General features: G+C 61.6%; 13 protein-coding genes. All 13 read right to left on the bottom strand.

Features of this window, described 5'->3' with window-relative positions:
• Window positions 1-123: 123 nt before the first annotated feature.
• Window positions 124-969: a sulfotransferase family protein gene (locus AC06G5_RS00710; RefSeq protein ID WP_413427737.1), complete on the bottom strand. Its 846-nt coding sequence runs from the start codon at window positions 967-969 to the stop codon at window positions 124-126.
• A 151-nt stretch (window positions 970-1,120) separates the two neighbouring features.
• The gene (locus AC06G5_RS00705; protein ID WP_413427736.1) at window positions 1,121-2,704 is read right to left on the bottom strand and encodes a glycosyltransferase family 39 protein; all 1,584 of its coding nucleotides are present in this window, start codon (window positions 2,702-2,704) and stop codon (window positions 1,121-1,123) included.
• Between the two features lie 120 nt (window positions 2,705-2,824).
• Complete coding sequence (locus AC06G5_RS00700) at window positions 2,825-4,921, bottom strand: site-2 protease family protein (RefSeq protein WP_413703768.1); 2,097 nt, start codon at window positions 4,919-4,921, stop codon at window positions 2,825-2,827.
• On the bottom strand, window positions 4,922-6,241 hold the full coding sequence (locus AC06G5_RS00695) for an efflux RND transporter periplasmic adaptor subunit (protein WP_480458821.1): 1,320 nt from the start codon (window positions 6,239-6,241) through the stop codon (window positions 4,922-4,924).
• A complete protein-coding gene (locus tag AC06G5_RS00690) occupies window positions 6,238-7,017 on the bottom strand; it encodes an efflux RND transporter periplasmic adaptor subunit (protein WP_413427734.1) in 780 nt (259 codons plus the stop codon). Before AC06G5_RS00690 ends, AC06G5_RS00695 begins: the two co-directional genes overlap by 4 nt.
• Before the next feature lie 79 nt (window positions 7,018-7,096).
• The gene (locus AC06G5_RS00685; RefSeq protein ID WP_480458819.1) at window positions 7,097-8,644 is read right to left on the bottom strand and encodes an efflux transporter outer membrane subunit; all 1,548 of its coding nucleotides are present in this window, start codon (window positions 8,642-8,644) and stop codon (window positions 7,097-7,099) included.
• Window positions 8,641-9,705, bottom strand: a complete 1,065-nt coding sequence (locus AC06G5_RS00680) for an HlyD family secretion protein (protein WP_413703771.1) — start codon at window positions 9,703-9,705, stop codon at window positions 8,641-8,643. Before AC06G5_RS00680 ends, AC06G5_RS00685 begins: the two co-directional genes overlap by 4 nt.
• Window positions 9,706-9,731: 26 nt before the next feature.
• On the bottom strand, window positions 9,732-11,264 hold the full coding sequence (locus AC06G5_RS00675) for an MFS transporter (protein WP_480458816.1): 1,533 nt from the start codon (window positions 11,262-11,264) through the stop codon (window positions 9,732-9,734).
• Window positions 11,265-11,504: 240 nt separating this feature from the next.
• A complete protein-coding gene (locus AC06G5_RS00670; RefSeq protein ID WP_413427730.1) occupies window positions 11,505-12,425 on the bottom strand; it encodes a LysR family transcriptional regulator in 921 nt (306 codons plus the stop codon).
• Between the two features lie 120 nt (window positions 12,426-12,545).
• The gene (locus AC06G5_RS00665) at window positions 12,546-13,412 is read right to left on the bottom strand and encodes an ABC transporter permease (RefSeq protein ID WP_413427729.1); all 867 of its coding nucleotides are present in this window, start codon (window positions 13,410-13,412) and stop codon (window positions 12,546-12,548) included.
• A gap of 21 nt (window positions 13,413-13,433) precedes the next feature.
• On the bottom strand, window positions 13,434-14,294 hold the full coding sequence (locus AC06G5_RS00660; protein WP_413427728.1) for an ABC transporter ATP-binding protein: 861 nt from the start codon (window positions 14,292-14,294) through the stop codon (window positions 13,434-13,436).
• Window positions 14,295-14,299: 5 nt separating this feature from the next.
• Window positions 14,300-15,325: an ABC transporter substrate-binding protein gene (locus AC06G5_RS00655; RefSeq protein ID WP_413427727.1), complete on the bottom strand. Its 1,026-nt coding sequence runs from the start codon at window positions 15,323-15,325 to the stop codon at window positions 14,300-14,302.
• An 18-nt stretch (window positions 15,326-15,343) separates the two neighbouring features.
• Window positions 15,344-16,231 carry a TauD/TfdA dioxygenase family protein gene (locus AC06G5_RS00650; RefSeq protein ID WP_413427726.1) on the bottom strand — a complete coding sequence of 296 codons (888 nt, stop codon included), beginning with the start codon at window positions 16,229-16,231 and terminating at the stop codon, window positions 15,344-15,346.
• Window positions 16,232-16,442 lie beyond the last annotated feature (211 nt).

Raw genomic sequence — 16,442 nt, 5'->3', positions numbered from 1 at the left:
CTGGCGTCCGTTGGCCTTCGGCCACCCGTGACTTTGCCTTTGCCCCGCCAAAAATGGTCCGCCACATGCTGCTCACCCGAATTCGAACGAATTAACGTAATGCATCAATGAAAAACGCCGCGATCAAATGTTCGCGGCGTCGGACTTCATACGAATGACATTGGCGGCGCTGGCAGAGCCATCGAGCCAAAAGGACAAGTCTGAGTATTGCTTGAACAGGTCCGGCGGCAGGATGGTGCGCCGGGCCTGTACGGCAACTTTGGGTCTGACCTTGTGCAGGCCGGCCACCCCGAGGGCCTGGTCGAATTCCGGAGCGTCGTACGCGAGGTGCTCGAAGTCGTGCTCGAACCAGGGTTCGTCGATAAAGTCGTAGACCAGCCGCAGCACCCGCTCCGGTGCCTGGGTCAGCAGGTCATAGTCGATGATCAGCAAGGAGTCGGCATATTCGCCGTAATAGGCTTCCTTGAGTGCCGCCCAGGCAAAACCCACCAGGCGATTGCGTTGGGCCAGGGTTTCGCAACGGCTGTAGACGGTGTTGCGCTCGATGGCATCGCCGAAGAGCTTGGTGTTTTCATAGGGATTGGCGCGGTAAAGACGCTCGATGCTGTCCATGATCCAGGCGACGTTGCGCACACAGGCAATCACCTTGGCCTTGGGAAACAGATCGTTGATGGCCGGCAGCCGCGCGCTCCAAAGGCGATTGGTGTCGAACACCACCGGTTTGTCGGCCTTGTCGGCGTAGAAGGAATCAAACAGACCGCGCAACAGGCGGCGGCGCATGTCGGTGTCGATCACCGCGCCGAACTCGCTGCCCGCGCTGCACTGGTCCAGGACACCGGAAAACAGGGAACCGACGGGGCTGGTCATTCCGGCATGGAAACGCGGATTCTGCAAAAGAATGGCAGAAAGCAGCGTCGAACCTGAGCGCGGCAAACCGGAAATAAAGTGAAATTGGTGCAATCCCTTCACCTTGACGTTAATTCCTTTTGTAGGACAAAGCGTAGCCGAAGGGAAAGTGTTCGCCCAGTGGTGTTTTGATATCAATTCGAAGTCAATAGCACTGGAAATCAGCTTTTTTAACATCCGATGAACAGACGAAACGTTTTAGCTTCGACGCAGCTTATTTCCCGGCCACTGCGGACAAGTACAGTCTGGCGAGAACGCCACCGGCCTTTACCTGATGGCCCAACTGCCATTGAACGGGCACAGGGGCAAACTCATCCGGTACGTCGGCGGTACCGATCAACCAGATACGCCTGGTGCCCTTGGGCAAATCGCCGAGGCTGTCGAGGTACTCGTCCGGTGCCGTCAGGGTGCCGAAACCATAGTCATTCGGACGACTCGAGGTTCCGTCGACATGTGGCGGGGTGTACAGCAACGGCTTGGCATCGGTACGGTTGTAGTAGACGTAGCTCAAGTACCAGAGCATGTCGCTGGTGACGATTTGATCGCCGGGCTGGAAGTGCTGGTTAACGTCATCGACCATGACATTGACCTGGTCATGGATATCTACCGTGGCGTTGTTGTTCAGGCCCACCAGTTCGACACCGACAAACAGCACCAGCACCGTCAGCGCCACCACGCGGGAGCCGTTGTACAGGCGATCGATCGCCAACGCCGCCAGCATGGGCAGGCCCAGGGCATAGGCGGTGAGATAGCGTTCGATGAACATCGGTGAAATGAACGACACCGCGAACACCAGCAACACCGGAACGAAGGTGTAGACCGCCAGCAACGCGCTGCCCCGGAACACACTTCGGTCTCGCACCAGCGCCACCCCGGCCAATATCGGCATGGCCAGCGGCAGGGTGGCAAACACCAGCGGCAACAGGTTTTCGCCATCGTCCTGGGTCAACAGCGACCACACCATGGACGGCAGGGAACTGAAGGTAACCGGCGTTTCCCAGCCGACATCACCATTGGCCTTGAGTTGATCAATGTGCTGCAACAGATCGACCAGCCCCGGTAACCACGGCAGGTACAGCACGACAATGGCCAGGTTCGCCAGCCACCAGTCGCCGCGCTGGATATGCCGCAGGCGATACCCCGGCTGCACGCGGACGATGCCCAGGTACAACCAATGGCAAAGCACGCATAGCGCAGTGAAGTAATGGGTGTAGAACGCCGCGCTCATGAGCAGGACGTAGATCAGCAGATAACGTCGGCGTTGCGGTTTGCGGATCCAGTACACCAGGGCAATCGTCGCCCCGAGCAACCACAGCCCCAACAGCGAATACATGCGCACTTCCTGGCTGTAACGAACCGCCGTGGGCAGCAGCGCCAGCAGGAAGCCGGCGAGTATCGCGGCGCGGCGGGTAGCCAGTCGATCCACCAGCCACACGCCGAGCCCGACCGAGGCGATGCCCGGCAGGGCGCTGAGGCAGCGGATCGAAAAAATGCCGTCGCCGAAGACCGCCATCCAGCTGTGCAACAGCATGAAATACAGCGGCGGATGCACGTCGTAGGCCGCATGAAGCCAGATATCCGGCAATGAATAGCGCGCCAGCAACAGGCTGGAACCCTCGTCGCCCCAGATCGCAGCCGCGGTCAGATCGTAGAAGCGCACCAGCGCCGCCAGTATCAGGATCGGCACCAGCCAATGCTCCCGCGCCCAACGAATCATCGGTTGCGCGCCCCTGACGAAACCAGGGTTTGCGTGCGGTCCCTGCGTGTCGCCCATCGGCGTTTCTCTGCGCGCCTCCATTGCTTCCCCTTGCAACGCTCAGTGACAGTTTACTTGCGGTTCACTTTAGACCTTCAGCCCGAGCATCGTCGATGCTGGCCCGTTGACGAAACGACCTGCGGCGACGAGAGATCGGTCGATCTAAAAACCGCTTTCCCTGACACCCAGCGCCGCCATGCGTCGCCAGGCAACGCCCAGCACCGACTCACCACGGCCTTGCAACACCGCCACGCCGCGTAATGGCTGCACGGGCGCCAGGGGCTCATCAAGCGCGGTCAACCGCGCGCCGTACTGTGCCTGTACCGGCTCGGCCCGTTGATGCTGATCGCGACGCACGGCAATCGGTCCGTGGTGATCAGAGGTCAGTGCCTCCTGATCGACAAACGCCGCACCGTTGGTATCGATTTCGCTCAGTTGCACTGCAATCGCCGGATGCATCGGATCATCCGCGATAAACCGTCCGATGGCCCCCGGCGCCACGCGCCAGAGTTCGGCCTCGGCCAGATAGCCGCGCAAGCGCACGCCCTCCTCGACCACCCGGGCCAGCGGCTCCCGAGTGGACAGCCAGCGACCCACCGTCCATTGCGCCAGCAGATCACGCACCGTGCCGGCATGGGGGGCACGCAATAGCAATCGCTCGCGCTGAGCCGCCAGCCCACGGTACTCGGCGACCGCTTCGGCCAGGCGCTGCTCGACAATTGCGGCATCGGCAGCCGTTTCGCTGCGGCTGGCCTGACGACGCATTTGCAATTGCTGAATCTCGATTTCCCGGCGCGCAATGGCCTGGCGCGAATCGAGATCCGGCGACTCCAGTTCTATCAGGACATCACCCTGCGCCACCGACTGCCCGTCATGCACATTCACGGCCTTGATCCGTGCTGCTACCGGCGCATGCAAGGTGCTGACCCGACCCGCTTCCAGCATGGCCGGCACCTCGACGGCACTGCGCCACGGCAGGATGAGCACCAGCAACAGCCCGAGCAACACCAGGCCGCTGAGCAGCACACGCGGCCCATGTGCCTGCTCGCGGCGACCCCACCACTGGCGCCATTCACTCATGATGGGTAGAAAGATGAACCAGACCAGTTCCACCAGCATCAGGAAGATCCCCAACACTTTGAAGAACAGGTGATAGACCGCCAGAGCGATCCCGAAAAACAGTGCCGCGCGCCACAACCATGAGCCATACCCCCAGATCAGCAAACGCCGTTGCATGGTCGACGACCAAGGCTCCGGCGCCGCTGCGCCATAGCCGAACAAAAACTCGCGCAGACGCCAGCGGCACAAGGCAAACGCTCGCCCTTGCAGGTTATCGACCTGCCAGAAATCGCTGAGTAAAAAATAACCGTCAAAGCGCATGAACGGGTTGAGATTGACCACCAGTGTCGTGATCCACGTAGCACTGGCGAGCATGAACGCTGCGGTGCGGGCGGGACCGTCGGGCAGAAACGACCATGTCAGCAAGGCCATGCTCGCCAACAGCAACTCGGCCAGCACACCGCCGACGCCAATCAGCAACCGGGCCTTGCGATCATTGATCCGCCAGGCATCGCTGACATCGGTATAGAACATCGGCAGCAGCACCATGAACGCCACGCCCATGCTCTGCACCCGGCACCCGGCGCGCTTGGCCATGAACGCGTGACCGAACTCGTGGCAGAGCTTGGCGAAGAACAGGGCCACGCCAAACGCCATTGCGCCGCCAAGGCTGAACAGATGCGGAAACGTCGCGATAAATCGCTGCCAGTCCCGCGACACCAGAAACACCCCCAACCCCAGCACTGCGGGCAACCCGTAGCGCAGCGCTCGCGGGCCAACGCGCTCCAGCAGTGGCCAGGCACGATTGAGAAAACGTTCGGGACGCCACAGCGGAATACGAAAAAACAGGTACTGATGCAGCAACATTTGCCACAGGCTCTGGCGCTGGGCAGCCGCTTTAAAGCTGTAACTGGCACGCTGCTCGGGATCGAGGGCGGTAATCAGGTCATGACTGCGCAAAAACACCAGCAACTGCTCCAGATCCGCACCGATCAGCGCCAGCCCCGGCTCACGATTGGCCGCTTGCAGGACCTGCTCGGGCTCGCCCAGTGACCAGTGACGCAACAAACGCATCGCCGTCGTACCGAGCTTGAAGTAACGCCCCCGCACCGGATCGGCCAGCGTCCAGCAGGGTGCGCCGTCCAGCGCTGGCGCTGCCGGGGACAGCTGCAGATCGGCACGCAGGCCGGGCAGGTTCATTTACAGGCCCACGCTCTGGCGCAAGCCGGCCAGCGGTCGACGCAGCAGGTACAACGCCAGCGGCGCCCGGTCACCGAAGATTTTCGCCGTGCCGCGCAAACCGATGCGCGGGGGTGGTGCTTCGAAATTCGCATCCAGGCGATAGGCCAACTGCCCGCCCGCCGTGGGTTGCGCTTCGTAAGCCGAACGTTCGAGCCTGGCCAGGTGCCGTTGCAGCGGGTCACTGTCGAGGAACAATGCGACTTCAGCGCCGGGCTCCAGAGAGATCGCGTCCCCCACGGCCAGCTCGATACGCAATTGCGCCTGAGCCGGATCGGCGATTTCCATCAGTCGCTCGCCGGTCTGCACCGGCTTGCCGGTCCAGCGTTCGGCATCGGCAAATACCGCAATACCATCGCGCTCAGCGCGCACTTCGCTGCGCTTGAGCAGTTCACGGGCGTAGTCACGCTCGGCGCGCTTCTGTTCGACCCGGGCAGCCAGAAAATCCAGTTTCGAGCTGGACTCGGCATCGGCAAACGAGCGCTGGGAGTTGGCCTTGAGTTCCGCCTCGGCAACCCCGAGGGCACGTTCGGCGACATCGGCCTGAGCCTTGAGGGTGGTGCTTTCGAAGCGCAGCAGCAATTCGCCGGACTTCACCGTTTGATTGGGCTTGACCAGGAACTCGGCAATGACACCGTCCAGCGGCGCCGCCACCACCCGACCGCCTAGCGGCACCACTTCGGCCGGTGCCAATACGGACTGGCGCACCGGGATCAACAGCCCGAGCAATAGCACTGCAACCAGCAAGCCCCGGCGTTTGCGCGTCCAGCGCAGGCGCCAGGGCTTGCGCGGTTGCAGCGCCTGCCAGGCGTGGCTGTAGGTATCACCCAGTTGCGCCAGCAGCACCTGTTCGCCAGGGTTCCACACAACGTCCCGGGCCAGCCACAACCCACCGAACACCTCGCCCTGACGATCGATCAGCGGCAGCCAGAACACCTGCGCCGCCGACAGGCTTTGCCATTCAGCCCGCAGCGACTCGCCGAGGACATCGGCGGCAATGACCCGCGCCTGCTGCAGCTGTTCGCGTTTGAACAGCTGCGCCACTGCCTGCTCGACGAAGGCTACAAACGGTGAATTCGGCTCCACCGTGCTGACACCGGTCACGGCCTGCACCTTCGCGGCGATCAACAGTGCCGCATGGCGAAAGCCAAACAGTGCCTGGCCATCATTGACCAGGCTGTAGGCCAACTGGACGGGCGTCCGGGCTGCGCGGGTCTGGCGCTCAATATCAAGAAAACGCGCGAACACCTGTTCGGCACCGCCGCTCACCGGCGCGTTCACTTGAACTCCGCAAAATGCGCAGTGCCACTCATCCCCGCCAGCAACCCGCTGGCGTTGGGTACGCTGGCCACCAGTAGCAGGGTCTGGCTGCCTTCATCGATTCGTGCGCCCAGGCGCTTGACGGTCGCATCCAGCGGCTTGCCGGTTTCATCGGGAACAAAACTGAAGGTCTGGCCGGGCTTGAGTCGGGCCATCCAGCGCGAGGGCACCAGCAGATGGATTTCCAGGGTGCGATTATCGACCACGTCCAGCAAGGGGGCGCCGGCAGGTACGCTTTCATAGCGCTGTACCTTGCGCTCGACGACCTGGCCATCAAACGGCGCCAGCACGCTGCAACGCTTGACCTGCACTTGATACACCTGGGACTGCGCCTGGGTTTCGCTGACTTTGGCCTCGGCGCGTGCCACTTCGAAACGCCCGACCGAATTCAGCGCGGCCAGTTGCCGGTTGTGCGCCAGCTCTTCACCCGCGCCACGGCTGGCCGCTTGAGCGGCATTGAGTTGCGCCTGATAGGCCGAGCAATCGAACCGCGCCAGGGTATCGCCCTTCTTGAACGATTCCCCCTCGCTGAACGGCAATTCGACAATCCGCCCAGGCACCTCGCTGGCCAGTACGGCCTGATCCCGGGCGCGCAACACACCGCGGGCCTCGGTGCTGGTTGCGGCGCTGGTGCCCGCATCCATTTGCGCAAGCGGGTCATCTGCCACAGGCGTTTGCGCCTGGGCAACGCTCGTGGCGAAGAGCAATCCCAACCCCAACACACAGAAAATCCGCATGACCGTACTCCCTTTCGGATTACCGGAGTCTAAGACAGCGGCGATAAGCGTCAAGCAGATGGCCATCATTGCCTGCGTTTTAACGCTGCGCCGTCCCGGTCAAGGGATACACCGACTCCCAACCTCCACCCAACGCCTTGTACAACCCGACGGCCGCCAGCGACACGCCAGTCGAACTCTCGACCCACTGCTCCTGCGTGGCCAGCAACGCCCCTTGCACGGTGAGTACGGTGACAAAATCCACCACGCCCTCAACGTACTGCTGTTGCGCGGTGTCCAGCGCAATGCGGTTCTGGCGCACGGCCTCGGCCAGGCTGTCGCGGCGCAGCTGACTGGCGTTGTAGGCGGTCAGTTGGTCATCGATTTCATGCCAGGCACGCAGCACGGTTTGCTGATAGGCGATAGCCGCTTCCTGTTGTTGTGCTTCACGCAAATCGAGCACGCCACGCAAGCGGCCGCCGTCGAACAACGGCAAGCTCAATTGCGGGCCGATCCCGAACGAACGCGAACCCCAGGAACCGAAATCACTCAGTTGCATGGCCTGGGAACCGATGTTCCCCGACAGGGTGATTCGCGGATAGAAATCGCCCTTGGCCACGCCAATGCTGGCCGTGGTGGCATGCAGCCGTGCTTCGGCCTGGCGAATGTCCGGACGACGTTCAGCCAGCTGCGAGGGCAAGCCAATGGCGACTTGTCGCGGGGTTTGTGGCACGGGCGCATCTGTGGATAACTCCGCCGCCAATGCCTGAGGCGGCTCGCCCATCAACATACTCAAGGCGTTGATCAGTTGCCACTGGCGCTGCTCCAGTGCGGGCAGGCGCGATTCGATGGCCGCCACCTGTGCGGCGGCTTCGGCGACATCCAGATCCGTCGCGACGCCGTCGGCCAGGCGCAGTTGCGAAAGCTTCAGGCTATGGCGGGCGACGTCGAGATTCTGTTCAGTGACGAGCCGGGTGTTCTGCACGCCACGCAGTTGAATGTAGTCCTGGGCGGTTTCGGCCAGCACCGACAGCAGCACACCGCGTCGGTCGTTCTCGGCGACTTCCAGATTGGCGTCGGCGGCTTCGGTTTCCCGACGCACCCGGCCCCAGAAATCCAGCTCCCAGGAGGCAGAAAAGCCGGCATCCCACAGGTTGAACGCGGATTGGCCGTTGTGCCCTGACGGGTCGCTCAGGCCTTCACTGCTGTTACGTTTTCGGGCGTAGCTTCCCGTGACGGCGGTATTCGGATAGCGGTTGGCGGTGATCACCTGGCGAACGGCACGGCTTTGCTGCAAGCGGCTGCTGGCGAGCTTCAAGTCGAGGTTGTCGGTCAGGGCGCGTTGCGTGAGGGTCGAGAGTTTCGGATCGTTGAACACGTCCCACCAGCGCTTGTTCATCGTTTCGGCGATGGCTTGGCTGGCGGCAGGCTTACCTGGTTTGGCCCATTCGGCGACTTCGGTGGTTTCGGGCTTTTGGAAATTGGGGCCGACGGTACAGCCGCCGAGACTCATGACAAGCACGGCACTGAAAGTCAGTTGCTGCCACTGCCCTCTTCGCGAGCAAGCCCGCTCCCACATTGAAACGCATTCCCCTGTGGGAGCGGGCTTGCTCGCGAAGGCGTCAGCACGATCAACGAAAATCTTCATCGCTGAACAACCTCCTTCGCCTTGGCGGTGGCCGTATCAATACTCGCCTCCACCGACATCCCCACCCGCAATCGCTCGGCCAGCAACTGTCCCGGCTCCAGCACGATCTTCACCGGTATCCGCTGCACCACCTTGGTGAAGTTTCCGGTGGCGTTATCCGGTTTGACCGCGGCGAACGTCACCCCGGTGGCCGGTGCAATGCTTTCGACACGACCGTTGAGTGCCGCACCGCCCAGGCTGTCAACGCGCACTTGCACAGCCTGCCCCGGCTGCACATCCGTCAGTTGGGTTTCCTGGAAATTGGCCATCACATAAGCCTGCGCCAGCGGCACTACCGCGAGGATTTTGCTGCCCGGCGTGACGTAGGCGCCGACCCGCACCGCACGCTCGCCGACCATACCGTCCTGTGGCGCGACGATCCTCGTATAGGACAACTCGTAGCTGGCCATTTCCAGCTTCGCTTGCGCCCGTTTCAGGCCACCTTCGGCGGCGTCGCGCTGGGCCGTGAGGATCTCCACTTGCTTGCGCTCCGCCGCCAGTACCGCGGTGGCATTGGCCAGCCGCGCAGAGGCCTGGTCGATGCGCGTTTGCGCCTGTTGCGCATTTTGTACCGTGCCGGCGCCGACCCCGGCGAGGTGGTTGTAGCGGTTCAATTCATGCTCGGCAAACGCCATTTCCGCCTTGGCCGAAACCACCGAGGATTGCGCCTGGGCAATTACCGACGCCTGGCGCTCCAGGGTCGCCCGGGCGTTTTGCAGTTGCGCCCTGGCCACCAGCGTTTCGGCGTCGGCAGCCTGGGCGGCTGCGCGCAAATCCCGGTCATCGATCAGTGCCAGCAACTGCCCGGCCTTGACCTGCTGGTTGTCCTCAACCAGCACTTGCTGGATAAACCCGGCGACCCGCGGCACTACCAGGGTGAAATCCGCCGAGACATACGCATCGTTGGTGTTCTGTTGGGTACGCTTGCCGAACAGGCCGGGCATCGCCAGGTACAGCAACACACCGACGGCCAATGCGGCGGTCATGGCAACCGCGACTTTCTGCTTTGCTTGAGTGTTCATAAAAACCTTCTGTTTCAGTGGAGCATTCAGGTCGGTGCGCGCGGTGGATAGATCCGCGTCGGCAGCCAGAAAATCAGCAGGATCAAGGTCACGGCGATACCGGCCATGCACAGGTAAAGATCAGAGGAAGTGAGCACCACCGCTTGCTCATGCAGACGATGAGCGAGACTTGCGCTGTCGCGTTCGGCCAACGGTGAGTTGCCGAGACGATCGACCAGCATGGTCGAGTGAAAATGCAGGCGTGCCGTGGTCAACGCCTCGATCACCCCGGTGGCGATGACCGCCGACAGGCCTTTGACGGTGTTGAACCAGGCCGATGCGAACGGCCCTTGCATCGGGTTGATGCTGCCGGTGGACAGCATCAGCAACGGCAACACCGCCATGGGCTGACCGAAAATCTGCAGCCATTGCAGCACATAGAAATCGTCGCGAATCCACGCAGAGGTCAGTTGCGAGCCGCCGACGCACGACAACGCCAGCATGCTCAAGCCAAGGCCCAACACCCAGCGGCAATCGACCCAGCGAAAGTTGCACAGCGCCGCCACCAACGGCAGCGCAATCAATTGCGGTAATGCCGCCAGCAGCATGATCGGCGCGGTCTGCACCGGGCGATAACCCTGGACCTGCGCCAGGTAGCCGGACGGAATAATGATCACCGCCTGCAACACCACCAGCACTCCCGCCAGGGTCAGCAGGGCGAAAGACAGGTTACGGATGCCGAGCATCTGCATCTTGAAAAACGGCATCGGCTGCGACCACTCGCCGATCAAGAACAGCACCAGCAACAACAGCCCGCCACCGAGCAATCCGCAGATCAGGTTCGACTCGAACCAGTCCAGGCGATTGCCCTGCAGAATGCCGATCACCAACATGCAGATGGCGGGAAAACCCAGCAGCACACCGCGCCAGTTGAAGGACTTGAAGCGCTCCAGGCGCAGCGGGTCTTGGGGTAAGCCATACGCCACCGCAGCCATGGCAATCAGGCACGGGGCGATGATTTGCCAGAAGGTCCATTGCCAGCCGACATACTCGGTCCACAACCCGGCCAATGGCGTACCCAGGCCCGGGCCGAACGTCGCGGTCAGGGCATAACCGGCCAGGCCATACAGCTTCACGTTGGCAGGCAGAAATCGCAGGGCCACGGTCATCAGCATGGGAGGCAATGCACCGCCCGCCAGGCCTTGCAGGGTGCGCAGCAACAACAGGCTTTCGTAATTCGGGGCGAAGGGGCACAACGCACCCAACAGGGTGAACAGGCTGATGGCGCACAGGGTGAAACGCCGCAACGAGAACGTCACCGCACACCATGGCGCAAAAGCCATGGCCGCCACTGAGGTCGCGGTGTAACAGGCGACCAGCCAGGTGCCTTCGTCGTAGCCGATGGCCAACGCACCGCGGATGTCGGCCAGGGCGACTTTGGTCACCATCTCGTTCAGGCCCGACACCAGCACTGCCAGCAACACGCCCACCAGGCCGATGATGATCCGCGGGCCGAAGACGGGTGGAGCGATTGCCGTGCTGACCGCGGCGACAGGTGCCGAGGCCGTAAGGGAGGTCATGAACTGCAAGCTCCGGAGTGGAAATACCGAAGCATTCTAGGAAGCGTGATGCCTGACGAAAATCAACTTATCGGCAGGTTATAAGTGCGCCAGACGCAACGATACAAAACCCCTACCCCCTGTAGGAGCGAGCTTGCTCGCGATGGACGTCAACGATAACGCTGGCTGGCAGGTGCCCCGCGGTGTTCTCGGGTTTTTCGCGAGCAAGCTCGCTCCTACAGGGGGGGAATTGCGTTCACCTCAGTCAGGCTGCGCAGCCAGCCACGTCTCATCGCAGCAGGTTTTCAGCGTTTCACGCAACCAGCGGTGAGCCGGATCCTTGTCGAAGCGCGGGTGCCAGGCCTGGGTCAACATCAGCGTCGGCAAAGGAATCGGCAGGTCGAACGAGCGCAGTTTCAATCCCAGCCGCCGCACACTCAGCAAGGCCTCCTTGGGCACCGGCAGAATCAGGTCGGAATCGGGCAAGGCAAACATTGCCGCATGAAAGCTTGGCGCGATCACCGCCACCCGCCGCTCCAGCCCCAGGGCATTGAGCGCGGTATCGATCGGGCCTCGGGCAATGCCACGCCGGGACATACTGATATGGGAATAACCCGCATAGCGCTCTGCCGTGATCTCTTCGTCCAACAGCGGATGATCCTCACGCACCAGGCCAACGAAGTGGGTGGAAAACAGGTTCTGGATCTTCACTTCGGGGGTCAGCGGCCGGGTGTTGCTGATGCTCAGATCGATCCGCCCTTCGCGCAACGCCTCATCATCGCCATCGCCTTCGGGGACGAAACGCAATTCGCAGTGCGGCGCCTGCCGGTCAAGGGTGTCGAACAGCCTGCCGCCGTAGACGCCGACAAAAAAGTCGTTGGCCCGAATACTGAAACGCCGCCGCAGCGAACCCAGTTCCACCGCATCGGCCGAACGAAACAGCAACCCGGCCTGCTCCACCACACTGCGCACCTGCTCGCGCAATTCCAGTGCCTTGGGGGTTGGCACCAGGCCACGGCCGGCGCGCACCAGGATCGGATCGCCAATGGCTTCCCGAATGCGCGTCAACGTCCGGCTCATGGCCGCCGGGCTCAGGTTCATCCGCCGCGCGGCGCCCACCACACTGCCCTCGTCGAGTAAGGCGTCGAGGGCGACCAACAGGTTCATGTCTGGTAGTTGCATGGAAAGCACTCAAGCCTGATTTTTATTGATTCAGACGCAATGCTAGCAAACTTCATTCAGACACTGTGCGAGCGGGCTTGCCCGCGAAGAGACCGGCGCGGACTTCACACAATCAGACAGTCAACGAACCATCCCCCACCGCCTGACCGTCACTCGCTCCAACGAATCGAACACCAGATTCTCCACCAGCAATCCAATCAGGATCACCACCGCCAACCCGGCAAATACCTTGTCCGTGTACAACTCATTGCGATTCTGAAAGATGTACCAGCCCAGTCCGCCCTTGCCACTGGTAGCACCAAACACCAACTCGGCGGCAATCAGCGTACGCCAGGCAAACGCCCAGCCGATCTTCAGGCCGGCAAGGATCGATGGCAGCGCTGCCGGAATCAGGATGAACAACACGAAACGCATGCCTTTGAGGCCGTAGTTGCGCCCGGCCATGCGCAGGGTTTCCGAGACCCCGAGGAACCCGGCGTAGGTGTTCAGCGCCAAGGCCCAGAGTACCGAATGCACCAGCACGAAAATCAGGCTGTTCTGCCCCAGGCCAAACCACAACAGCGCCAGCGGCAACAACGCGATGGCCGGCAACGGGTTGAACATGGAAGTCAGGGTACTCAGCAGGTCGCGACCGAACTGAGTCGACACCGCCAGCGTAGTCAGGGCAAACGCCAGGACGATGCCGATCAGGTAGCCCTTGAGCAGCACCACCAGGGAAATCCATACCTTGCCCAGCAATTCTCCGCTGAGCAGGCCGTCAGACAACGCGTGAGCGGTTTGCACAAAGCTCGGCAGCAGCAAGTCGTTGTTCTGATAACGGGCAACCGCTTCCCACAACACGGCAAGCAAAATCAGGATCAGGCTTTTGCGCAGCCAGCCCTGTTGCCACAGGCGTTGGCCGAGAGGCAGTTCGCGTTCCAGCGGCACGCTGGTCAGTGGCGGCAATACGGTTTCGAATTCTTCACGCGGGGATGATAAATGGCTCATCGGGCCCTCCTCTCACCTGGCTCAATAAGCGATGCGGATGTCGGCGAAATCCAGCTCACGCTCAGCGTTCGCCGCATCACCTTCATCGAACAACAACCGATGGATGCGCCGTGCCGATTCCTGGAACGCCACGCCACCCAGACTGTGCAAATCGTATTGATGGCTGTGGACTTCGGCCCGCACCCGGCCCGGATGCGGTGACAACAACAGGATGCGGTTGCCCACCACCAGCGCCTCTTCGATGGAGTGCGTGACGAACAGCAGGGTGAAACGCACCTCCTCCCAGAGCAGCAGCAGCTCCTCCTGCATCTTGCGCCGGGTCAGGGCGTCGAGGGCGGCGAAGGGTTCGTCCATCAGGAGGATTTTCGGCTGCATTGCCAGCGCCCGGGCGATGGCGACCCGAGCCTTCATGCCACCGGACAAGGTGTGCGGGTAGGCATCGGCAAACGCCGCCAGGCCGACTTTTTCCAGATAGTGCAGCGCTCGCTCTTCAGCTTCTTTTTTCTTCAGGGTTCGGGAAGCCAGCAGTGGGAACATCACGTTCTGTTTTACCGTTTTCCACGGTGGCAGTTGATCGAACTCCTGGAACACCACAATTCGGTCAGGCCCCGGTGCATCGACGCGCTGCCCCTGCAGACGGATCTCGCCCTCGACAGGCTGGATGAAGCCGGCAGCGGCCTTGAGCAACGTCGACTTGCCGCAACCGGACGGACCGAGCAGGACAAAACGATCCGCCGGATCCACTTCGAAACTCACTTGATGGGTCGCCCGTACCACGCGTTGCGGCGTGCGGTATTCCAGACTGACGTTATCGACCGACAGCAGCGCCTGGGCTGCCGCGATCGACTTGCTGACCGTGTGGTCTTGCAAAGGGGCATTCATCCCGGTCAGCTCCCTTGCAGTGGCTTGGCGTCCTGGAAGAAGTAGTCCTTCCACGAATCCGGTTTGTTTTTGATCGCGCCAACGCGGTACAGGAACTCGGCCAACGGATAAGTATTTTTCGGCGTGACGCTGAATTCGAACTGCGGGTTGTCGATGATTTTCAGCAACGCGGCGCGGTCGATCCTGGCCTTGGTGACGCGGATGTAGGTGTCGGCTGCCGCGCCCTTGTCGTTCTGCGCGAATTGCGCCGCTTCGGTCAGCGCATCGATAAATGCCTTGTAGGTTTTCGGGTTCTCGTTGCGGAATTTCTCGGTGGCGAACAGCACCGTCGGCGAGTTCGGACCGAGCAGGTCATAGGTGTTCAGCACCACGTGAACGTTGGGATTGACCAGCTCCTGATCCTGGAACGGTGGGTTGGAAAAGTGCCCGCTCAGCTCGGTGCCGCCGGCCACCAGCGCAGCCGTGGCATCAGGATGTGGGACGGCGATGGTGTACTTGTCGAGGCGATTGAACTCCTTGTCGCCCCACTGTTTGGCCGCCGCGTATTGCAGGAAGCGCGACTGCACCGACACACCCACCGCCGGTACCGCGATGCGGTCCTTCTCGGTGAAGTCAGCGATGGTTTTGACCTTGGGATTATTGCTCACCAGGTAGTACGGAAAGTTGCCGAGGGAGGCCACGGCCTTGACGTTCTGCTTGCCGTGGGTGCGGTCCCAGATGGTCAGCAACGGACCGACGCCGGCGCCGGCAATGTCGATCGAGCCTGCGAGCAACGCGTCGTTGACCGCCGCGCCGCCCGAGAGCTGGGTCCAGTCGACCTTGATGTCGATGCCTTCCTGCTTGCCGTATTTCTCGATCAGGTTCTGATCGCGCACCACATTGAGCAGCAGGTAAACGATGCCGAACTGTTCGGCGATGCGGATTTCACCTTCGGCATGAGCCACGGGCGGCGCCACCAGGCTGCCGGCGATCAGGCTGAAACCCAGGCCGATGGCCGCAGCCAGCGGTGCAAATGGAAGACGTTTGGACATGATCAGATCTCCGACAAATCAGAAAGGCGCATCGCCCTGGATGGTGGTGCGAAACAGCTTGCGGCGCAGATGACTGGGGCATCCGGCGGCTAGGTGGATCAGCGAACGGTTGTCCCAGAACACCAGGTCATGGGGCTGCCATTGATGGCGGTAGATGTTTTGCGGCAGCACGCTGTGGGCGTAGAGCTCGGCCAGCAGTTGTTGGCTCTCATCCTCCGGCAGGCCAACGATGCGGGTGGTGAAGCCCTCGCTGACGAACAAGGCCTTGCGACCGTTTTCCGGGTGGGTACGCACGACCGGGTGCACCACTTCGGCGACCTGGGCGAGCTGCTCCGGAGTCAGGGTCGGGCGCCAGTTGCCTTCGAATTTGGTCTCGCTGTAACGCGCCGTATAGGAGTGCGCCGCCGAGCGCCCTTCAACTGCATTGCGTAGCGCTTCGGGCAGACTGTTCCAGGCTTTGTGCATGTCTGCGAACAGCGTGTCGCCGCCCTCCGATGGCAGCTCCTGGGCATGCAGCATCGAGCCCAGGCTCGGCAGTTGTTTGTAGGAGAGATCGGAATGCCAGAACTTGCCGGCGTCACCCAGGCCGATGTTCTGCCCGTTTTCGACGATGTTGGAAACGATGAGGATTTCCGGATGCCCTGCCAGCAGGAACTGCTTGAGCACATGGATCTGCAACACGCCAAAACGACGACTGAAGTCGATGTGCTGTTCTGGGGTGATGCGCTGGTCGCGGAACACCACCACATGATGGTCCAGGTGCGCACGGTGAATGCGGGCAAAATCGTCATCATTGAGCGGGCGGGACAGGTCGAGACCGATGATCTCCGCGCCCACCGCTCCGCTGAACGGACGGATTTCAAAGAATTGTGGCGCGATGCTTGGCGAAGCTGAAGCTGCAGACATAAATCACTCCCACGCACGGCACGCTCAAAGGCGCGCGCGTCGATCAGAAACTCACGGAGATCCCGTGTTGGTTCGTGTCGTGCGGCGCGCCGATTGGTCGACAGGTACGCAGGAGATTGACTTTATAGATATAAGAATTGAAATTTAAATACCGTTAACGAATAACGATATGGCGATTGAAAAGGGACTGGGTGGATTACGGCGTGACGTT

The sequence above is a fragment of the Pseudomonas sp. WT-JTC genome, from assembly GCF_056711565.1.
Note: the sequence above shows the minus strand (reverse complement) of the source record. Positions and strands in the feature narration are given on the sequence as shown.

Excerpts from the sequence above, each read along its gene's own strand:
- AC06G5_RS00680 (WP_413703771.1), bottom strand. The coding sequence starts at position 9,705 with ATGAACACTCAAGCAAAGCAGAAAGTCGCGGTTGCCATGACCGCCGCA.
- AC06G5_RS00655 (WP_413427727.1), bottom strand. The coding sequence starts at position 15,325 with ATGTCCAAACGTCTTCCATTTGCACCGCTGGCTGCGGCCATCGGCCTG.
- AC06G5_RS00675 (WP_480458816.1), bottom strand. The coding sequence starts at position 11,264 with ATGACCTCCCTTACGGCCTCGGCACCTGTCGCCGCGGTCAGCACGGCA.
- AC06G5_RS00660 (WP_413427728.1), bottom strand. The coding sequence starts at position 14,294 with ATGAATGCCCCTTTGCAAGACCACACGGTCAGCAAGTCGATCGCGGCA.
- AC06G5_RS00685 (WP_480458819.1), bottom strand. The coding sequence starts at position 8,644 with ATGAAGATTTTCGTTGATCGTGCTGACGCCTTCGCGAGCAAGCCCGCT.
- AC06G5_RS00705 (WP_413427736.1), bottom strand. The coding sequence starts at position 2,704 with ATGGAGGCGCGCAGAGAAACGCCGATGGGCGACACGCAGGGACCGCAC.
- AC06G5_RS00665 (WP_413427729.1), bottom strand. The coding sequence starts at position 13,412 with ATGAGCCATTTATCATCCCCGCGTGAAGAATTCGAAACCGTATTGCCG.
- AC06G5_RS00650 (WP_413427726.1), bottom strand. The coding sequence starts at position 16,231 with ATGTCTGCAGCTTCAGCTTCGCCAAGCATCGCGCCACAATTCTTTGAA.
- AC06G5_RS00670 (WP_413427730.1), bottom strand. The coding sequence starts at position 12,425 with ATGCAACTACCAGACATGAACCTGTTGGTCGCCCTCGACGCCTTACTC.
- AC06G5_RS00700 (WP_413703768.1), bottom strand. The coding sequence starts at position 4,921 with ATGAACCTGCCCGGCCTGCGTGCCGATCTGCAGCTGTCCCCGGCAGCG.
- AC06G5_RS00690 (WP_413427734.1), bottom strand. The coding sequence starts at position 7,017 with ATGCGGATTTTCTGTGTGTTGGGGTTGGGATTGCTCTTCGCCACGAGC.